6 protein-coding genes are annotated in these 8,117 nt (G+C 28.3%); all 6 read left to right on the plus strand.

All coding sequences use genetic code 11. The annotated features are described in order from the left end of the window. Window positions 1-7 precede the first annotated feature (7 nt). The 6 genes from LQV47_RS22085 to LQV47_RS22110 are packed head-to-tail and all read left to right on the plus strand — an operon-like array spanning window position 8 to window position 7,799. The gene (locus LQV47_RS22085) at window positions 8-1,417 is read left to right on the plus strand and encodes a TolC family protein (RefSeq protein ID WP_230041283.1); all 1,410 of its coding nucleotides are present in this window, start codon (window positions 8-10) and stop codon (window positions 1,415-1,417) included. A 5-nt stretch (window positions 1,418-1,422) separates the two neighbouring features. After that, a complete protein-coding gene (locus tag LQV47_RS22090) occupies window positions 1,423-2,187 on the plus strand; it encodes a papain-like cysteine protease family protein (RefSeq protein ID WP_230041284.1) in 765 nt (254 codons plus the stop codon). 57 nt (window positions 2,188-2,244) lie between these two features. Beyond that, on the plus strand, window positions 2,245-2,826 hold the full coding sequence (locus tag LQV47_RS22095; RefSeq protein ID WP_230041285.1) for a hypothetical protein: 582 nt from the start codon (window positions 2,245-2,247) through the stop codon (window positions 2,824-2,826). Window positions 2,827-2,850: 24 nt separating this feature from the next. Then, window positions 2,851-4,287, plus strand: coding sequence for a hypothetical protein (locus LQV47_RS22100; RefSeq protein ID WP_230041286.1), 1,437 nt, complete (start codon window positions 2,851-2,853; stop codon window positions 4,285-4,287). After that, complete coding sequence (locus LQV47_RS22105; protein ID WP_230041287.1) at window positions 4,271-6,466, plus strand: peptidase domain-containing ABC transporter; 2,196 nt, start codon at window positions 4,271-4,273, stop codon at window positions 6,464-6,466. The genes LQV47_RS22100 and LQV47_RS22105 overlap by 17 nt, the downstream gene beginning before the upstream one ends. Then, window positions 6,459-7,799: an HlyD family efflux transporter periplasmic adaptor subunit gene (locus LQV47_RS22110; protein ID WP_230041288.1), complete on the plus strand. Its 1,341-nt coding sequence runs from the start codon at window positions 6,459-6,461 to the stop codon at window positions 7,797-7,799. The genes LQV47_RS22105 and LQV47_RS22110 overlap by 8 nt, the downstream gene beginning before the upstream one ends. The last annotated feature ends 318 nt before the right edge of the window (window positions 7,800-8,117 follow it).

The raw sequence follows: 8,117 nt of genomic DNA on the forward strand, positions 1-8,117 counted from the left end.
TACGTAAATGATTGAAATTAAGAAAACACTACTTATTATACTTATAATGAGTACCTTAAAAGGATATTGTCAAAAATCATTGGATATATATTATTTCCTTGATAATATTGACAATACTCATTCTTATAAAATCGCTTCAAATAATTATAAGATACAAAAATTACAGAATGATTTTTTTCGCAAATCTTTATATCCAAATGTCAATTTAGATTTATCAATCCCCTATCAAAGGTCTATTTCTGAAGTTACACAGCCGGATGGAACGTTAAAATTTATTGAACGAAATTATTTAAATTCTAATGCCAGTTTAAGCACAAGTCAAGTTATTCCATTTACTGGTGGAACAATCAATTTATCGAATTCTATAAATTATTCAAGAGATTTTAACAATAATTATACAAATTTTTCAAGTAATTGGGTTAATCTTTCTTTTCGTCAACCTATTAATGGCTACAACAGTTATAAATGGGACAAAAAAATAAATAATTTAATTAAAAAGAAAGATTCATTGGATTATTTAAAGAATACAATTAAAATCCAGTATGATATTGCTAAAGCATATATAGATGCCGAAAATGTGCAATTAAAATCTTTTTTATTAACTGAGAATATCAAAAAAGTTAAAACTATACTTAATGAGGTTTCAGAAAAGTATAAGCACGGTCGTGCAATTAAAACTGATGTAACACAAATGGAATTAAGTGTTATAAAGTTGAATGGCTATTTAAAAGCCAATTCAATTGAATATGAAAATATGTTAAATGAGTTAGAAAGAGTAAGTGGTATTGAAATTCATGATTCTATCAAATTAGCAGGAGTGCAGGAAATTGAATATTTAATTGACAAAGATCAACTTATTAGAAATTTGGATTATAATGGATTTGAACTAGAATGGTTGATAAACGAGATAAAGGCTGAAGCAAATTTAGATAAGACAAAAAAAGAAGGTAGTATATCTTTAAATCTTCAGGCGGGTGTAGGAGTAAATTCTTCATCAACCGAATTTTCACGTTTATTTAATGCTCCATTACAAACTCAATTTCTCACGCTTGGAGTTAGTATTCCAATACTAGATTGGGGCATTTCAAAAGATAGAGTAACGATTGCGTTAATAGAGAGGGAAAATACAAAATTAAAAAAAGATGAAGATAAAGACGAACATATAAAATTAATTGAAGAGTTAATTAGTTATTCTTGGAATTTAAAAACTCAAATGCTGGCTTTAAAGGAACAAATTATATTATCCGAAAAGTTAATAATTGATTACAAAGAATTGTTATTATTGGGAAAATTGACAATCTCTGACTTTAATAACCAGCTTTATGAAAACATTAATTTATCAATCGAATATGAAAAATTGAAAAATAATTTGTTTTTATTAAAATTTAGAATAGATGAACTTAATTTAAAATATTAAAATTTATGACAAGAACACATTTCTGTGATTTGGATTTAGAAGTACTAAATCCTATCGAAACAAAAAAAATTATTGGTGGAAACTGGTATGATTACACTAATATTGGAGAGGTAGTCATTCCTTGGGATGGCGGAGGCGGAGGTGGTTATGATGGGGGTTACGACCCAACTCATGGTGGAAATGATTATCCAGATTACGGCGGCGGCGGTAGTGGAAGTAATTCAGGAGGACCTGGACAAGGTAGCTTGCCTTCTGCTCCTACTCATATATGCCAACAGCTCGCAGGATCTGCAACATGTGCAACAATGGCTCTTAATTATGTTGCAAATTATTTTGGAGGTACAGGATTAACTTCGAGTGATTTTGCAGAATTTACGGGTCAGAATTTTTTTGCTATGTTAGGAGGAGCGGGAGGACTTAGCTCTTCTCAGCTGCAAACTGCTGTTAATACATTTTTCCAAAACACCATTATAGATGGATCTAATGGAAATACCATTGCAAATGAATTGAATGGGGGGCATCCTATTTTAGGAACAATTGATCAAGGTGGTGGTGTTGGACACGAAGTTGTGATTACTAATTTTGATGCTTCTGCTGGAACAGTAACTTATATGGATTCAATTCAAGGAGGCCCAAAAACATCAAGTCTTAGTACGGTAAGTTTCACAGGACCATTATTTGCGATCTCAGGATTAAACAATAACAGTATTGTTCAAAAATATAGAACGGATACTAACGATGTTACTGCATGCTCTATTTGCGGACATTAATTTATTAAAGGCTGATTTTGTCAGCCTTTAATATTAAAAATTTAAAATTTACATACTATGATTACAAAAACATTAACAACAATATTTATCATTTCTTCTTTTCTGTTCAAAGCACAAAATATAGTTTTACAAAAAAATGATACTCTTCCAACGAAAAGCAAAGGACTAAACATAAAAGGTAATGTTGAAGCACATTCTCTTTCCATGTTCAGATCTCCATCGAATAATATTGCATATTTTGTAAATACTAAGCACTATAATTACCTATTCTTTCAAAGCTTGGATATTAATAAAATTGGAAACGTTAATATTGTTAATAAGAATATAGCTGTGGATGGTAAAAACTATAGTGGTGCAATGTACATGAGTACAAAAAACAATTATCAACCTCAAGCAATAGATTTGAAAGATATTAAGAGTAAATACGCCAAAGATCAAAGTTTACCTTGCCAATATTTTTTTAATGGTTCATTGATTCAGGATTTAGAAAGAAACTATTCTATTGATAATAATAACATCTTGGAAGTAAGTTCTCATATTTATGAAAACAAAGAAGAAAATCTGAAAATTAATATTATAGAAATCTTTACAAAATCTGAAGAAAATATCAGAAAGAGTAAAGAAATTATCTTAAGGTAAAAGCGCTTCTTATCAAAGGTATAAATGTATCACAACATATATGATTTTTTAGACCAATACTTTCCCTCAATAGAGGGATGTATTTTATTTGGTAGCTATATTGAAAAGAAAGATAAAGCTAATGACGTTGATTTATTGTTAATAAGTGAAAGGTTTTCCTTTTCTTCTACAGAAAGTTTTACCTATAAAAATTTAGCATTTAATATTATTAAGATTAATTTTTCTGAAGTATTAAATATTATGTCAAAACAGTTTAAGCAAGGGAATTTTCTATCTCACGCTTTCAAAACTGGAACTATTATTAAAGATGAAAACCAGGAATTGTCATATATAAAGAAGTATGTGTTGGATAATATTCCAAATGCGTCAGCAGATGTGATTAATTTTGATTTAAGTGAAGTGAGATTTAAAATCAATGATTACATGGAGCCTTTAAGACGTGGAATAGGATTAACAACTGAAAATTTTCTGCAAGCTGCAAGAGTGGTTTCCTTATTTGTTGATTACTTTCTTTTAAGCAATGGTATATACTTAAAAACTGAAAAAAGTAAAAATAAGTATTTTTTTCAAAATTTCCCTACTGAAGCAATCGAGCTATCGCAAATTATTGATACTCTTAAAAAGAGTGAAAAAATAAAGTTTATAAATGGTGTTGATTCCCTAATATCAAAATACTCTATTCTGATTAAAGAGAAATACTCAAATAATTTCATACTAGATGATTATACTCAAGAGTATTTAATTTGTTTTGTGGAACAAACATTTAAGTTTAATGAAATTTCCGAACTTATTAAAAGATTTAAAGAAAATAACCCAAATGTAAATTTCTTTATTTATCAAGTTGATGAAGAAAATCAAGAAAAAGCAGGTTGCTATATTGTTATTAATAATAGGGATCAAAATATAGATATTGATAAAAAAGAATGGATAATATTTTTTCAAAAAGTGTTCCCGGATATAGACTTTATATTTCCTTATAATAATATTTTTTGCTACCCGAAAATAAAATTCATGGGACATAATAACGAATTGATTGTTAATGAAATTATGTATTCATTGATTAATATAATTTTTACTAATGCATCCATGTCAAAAGAAAAAATCATATTTGGGATAGTAATCGAGTTTTTTGCCTTTTCTACCTTAAATATTTATGACGCTTATAATTACTATTTAATTAAGATGGATTCTAAAGCTAAAACTTCAAATTTCCTAAATGTTAATAGACAAAAAATTGAGGATAAATTTATAAAAGCAAATCAGTCAATTGAACTTCCATTAATTCAAAGGTTATCATTATCCAAAGAAAAGCTAATTAATTTTGAGTCATTGAAGAATATTTCTCAGATTGTACATTTACAGATTTTAGACAGAATTTTGAGCGTTTTTTTGAGTAAAGACTACGAAAAATTCTATTATATACATGCCATAAAACTCAAATTAAATGAAAAAATTTCCTAATTATAGACAGTTAGACAGTAAAGATTGTGGTTTGGCCTGTCTTCAAATTACTTCAAAATTTTACGGAAAATTCTTTTCAATTCAAGATATTCGCGATTTATCATCAGTATCAAAAGAAGGACTTTCCTTATATGAATTAGGATTAACTGCTGAAAGACTAGGCTTAAAGTCATTACCCGTAAAAGTAGAATTTGAAAAATTAACAGATAATATTCCTCTACCATGCGTAGCACATTGGAGAAATAATCACTATGTTGTCATTTATAAAATTACAACGAAAAGTGTTTACATTTCTGATCCAAGATTAGGCAGAGTCAAATACTCACATAGAGAATTTTTAGAAGGCTGGCTTAATTATGAAAAAGATGATGCTAGAAAAGGTATCCTTTTGCTATTAGAGCCTACGGATAAATTCAATGAAATTAAGCCATCATTAAATCCAACGAATGTTTACGCGTTTAATTACTTTTTAAGCCATCTTGCACCGTATAAGACACAGGTTTTCCAATTGTTGGCGACAATGTTTATCTTAACGTTGGTTCAATCAGCAATCCCATTTATTACACAATCAATAGTAGATACAGGTATAGCATCTAAAGATTATAGTTTCATTTCCATGCTGTTAATTGCTAATATTGTTTTAATTGTAAGCATAAGTATTGGAAGCTGGATAAGACAATCAATTAATATTCATATATCATCAAGAATCAAAGTTTCCATTTTATCCAATTTTATAATAAAACTGTTAAAACTTCCTGTTAATTATTTTGAAAATAAATCCTCTGGAGATATTTTTCAACGTGCATTAGATTATGACAGGATGGAGAGTTTTATTATGAACTCTGCTTTCAATATAATACTTGCAATATTAAATATTTTAGTATTTGGAACAATTCTTTTTATTTATAAACCCACTTTATTATTTGTTTTTCTGTTTAGTGGAATAATATACGTGGGGTGGGATTTATTCTTTTGGAATATCCGTAAGAAATTAGACATGAATTATTTTTCACTGAAAGCAAAAAATAATAATCATTGGATGGAGCTACTTACCCATATACAAGAAATAAAGAATAATAATTACGAACAAGGGAAAAGATGGTCTTGGGAAAAAGTTCAAGTAAAATTATATTATTTAGGAATAAAATTCTTAAAGATTAACCAAATAGATACACTTGGTGCAAATCTTATCAACACAATATCCGATGTCATTTTAACATTTATTTCTGTCTATTACGTTATAGAGGGGGAAATTACTTTAGGTACTCTTATAGCTATTCAATATATTCTAGGACAATTACGAAGTCCTCTTTCAGAGATTACGGCATTTATTTCTTCATATCAAATGGCATATATTAGTTTTATAAGAATAAATGATTCGAGTAACACTCCAGATGAACAAATAGATGAAAATGTTACTTCAAGAGATTTACCAAAAAATGGGACACTTATTTTAAAAGATATTTTTTTCAAGTACAATAATAGCTCAAATTATATTTTAAATAATATTTCGTTGACTGTTCCACAAGGGAAAATTACAGCAATTGTTGGTGCCAGCGGGAGTGGAAAAACAACCTTACTTAAAATTTTAACAAGGCTTTACAGCCCTGTTTCAGGCCATTTTTATATTGGGAATATTAACATGAATGCACTTGACATTAGTGAGTGGAGAAAAAAGATTGGAGTTGTCAATCAGGGTGCAGAAGCTTTCAAAGAATCCATTAAGGATAATATAGTTCTCAGTGGTGAGTATGATCAAAATAAATTGTATGATGCTTTGAGACAAGTTAACCTTCTAAATGATATAAATGCGCTACCCTCAGGCATAAATTCTATGATGGGAGAAAATGGTAGAGGCCTGAGTGAAGGACAAAAACAAAGATTAATGATAGCAAGAGCACTTTATAAGGATCCGCAATTTTTATTTTTAGATGAAGCAACAAATTCATTAGATTCAATAAATGAAAATATAATTGTTAACAATCTTAATACTTCTTTTGAAGGAAAAACAGTAGTACTCATCGCTCATAGACTTGCAACAATAAAAAAAGCGGATAATATAGTTGTTATGAATGAAGGACAAATTGTAGAAATGGGAGACGAAAAACAATTGCTAAATAAAAAAGGATATTATTACGAATTATTTAAAAATCAAATGATATTAGAAAGCCATGAATAAGAAAACGACGTATTCTGAAGAATTTGACGATGCCATTTCAATATTTCCAAAGTTTAATTCTATTCTATTTTATTCTTTAATAGCCATAATAACAATAACAATTATTCTCTTACAACTAATAAAATCTCCCGAAATTGTATTGGGAGAGGCTCGTGTAACAGCAGAAAAACCACCAATAGAAATTGTTTCTCAAAATTACGGTAAAATAATATTTAAGAAGTTTGTTCCACATAAGTTTCTTAAAAAAGGCGAGTATCTGGCAATAATGGAAAACCCTTCTAATGAAGATGATATTCTGGAATTGAAAAAAGTACTTTTAAAATACTCAAGTAACTTATATATTTTAAGAGCTTCCGATCTATCTTTCGCTTACAATTCCGATTTAGGAGAATTGGAAGAACCTTTTTTTAATTTGTTGAATACTTTATATAGTATGGAGAAAGAAAAAGGATATAATGATAATGATGCCAGAAAAGAAGCCTTGAATAAACAAAACCATAAGTATTTTGAAATGATTTCTAAAAGAAATGAAATCAAAAATGTTAAAAGAGATGAGATAGCTTTATTAAAAAATAGATTTAAAGATGATTCTATATTAATGGCGAAAGGCTTAATCACAAAAATAGAATACGAAAATTCTCAGAGAAATTATTTGAAAGAAAATGAGAATCTTAAAAATTATGAAGCTAAAGATGTTGAAAATAATCTTAGTATATCTGACAATAAAGCTAATATACATGTAATTAATACCCAGAAAAACTTAAATATTTCCGATTTAGAAATTAAGCTAATAAGTACTTATAATCAATTACTTCAAGATATTAATTTTTGGGAATCAAAATATGTTATCAAAACACCAATTAATGGCACTGTAGATATGATGCAGTTCATCTCTTCTAATCAATTTGTCAAACAAGGAGAACCAATATTCAGCGTACTTCCTGATAATAATAAGTATGTTGCCCAATTATTAGTTGCGCCGACGGGAGCAGGAAAGATAAAAATTGGTCAGAATGTTTCAATTAAACTGGCTTCCTTTCCGTTCCAAGAATATGGAAAATTAGAGGGTAAAGTTCAGTCAATTTCTTTAATTCCCACGCAAAATTATTACCTAATATTTGTAGAATTGCCAAATGGATTAAAGAGTGATACAGATAATATTCTTGCATTTTCTAAAAATATGGTCGGGCAAGCAGAAATAATTACAAATAAAAGAAGTCTATTATCCAAATTATTTTCTAAAATAACTAATCTTTTTGAAAAAGATGATAATTATTACAATAGAGAAAAGGAACAATCTACACAAAGTAAATCAGCAGAAAATATTAAGTAGTAATTAATTGTCAAACTTATAAATCTTAAATACCAATTTGCATACAAGGATTACTTTTACTTTTATATTATGACAAAAGTAAAACTTACTCAATCATAATTGATTGATAATCGGAATTTTTTATTTTTGAAAAAGTATTATACAGGATCAGTCTCAAAAGTTGGGGATAATATAAATTTACCTCAATACACCGGATCAGGAGCAAAAGTTGGGGGGAATATTTAGTAATCTTATCTTTGTATTATGCTAAGCGATCACGAACTACTTAAATTATTACTTCCCGAGTTTTTAGTTGAACACTTTGATATAACCAAAGCA

This window comes from Chryseobacterium sp. Bi04 (genome assembly GCF_918698085.1).
Taxonomy (GTDB): Bacteria; Bacteroidota; Bacteroidia; order Flavobacteriales; family Weeksellaceae; genus Chryseobacterium.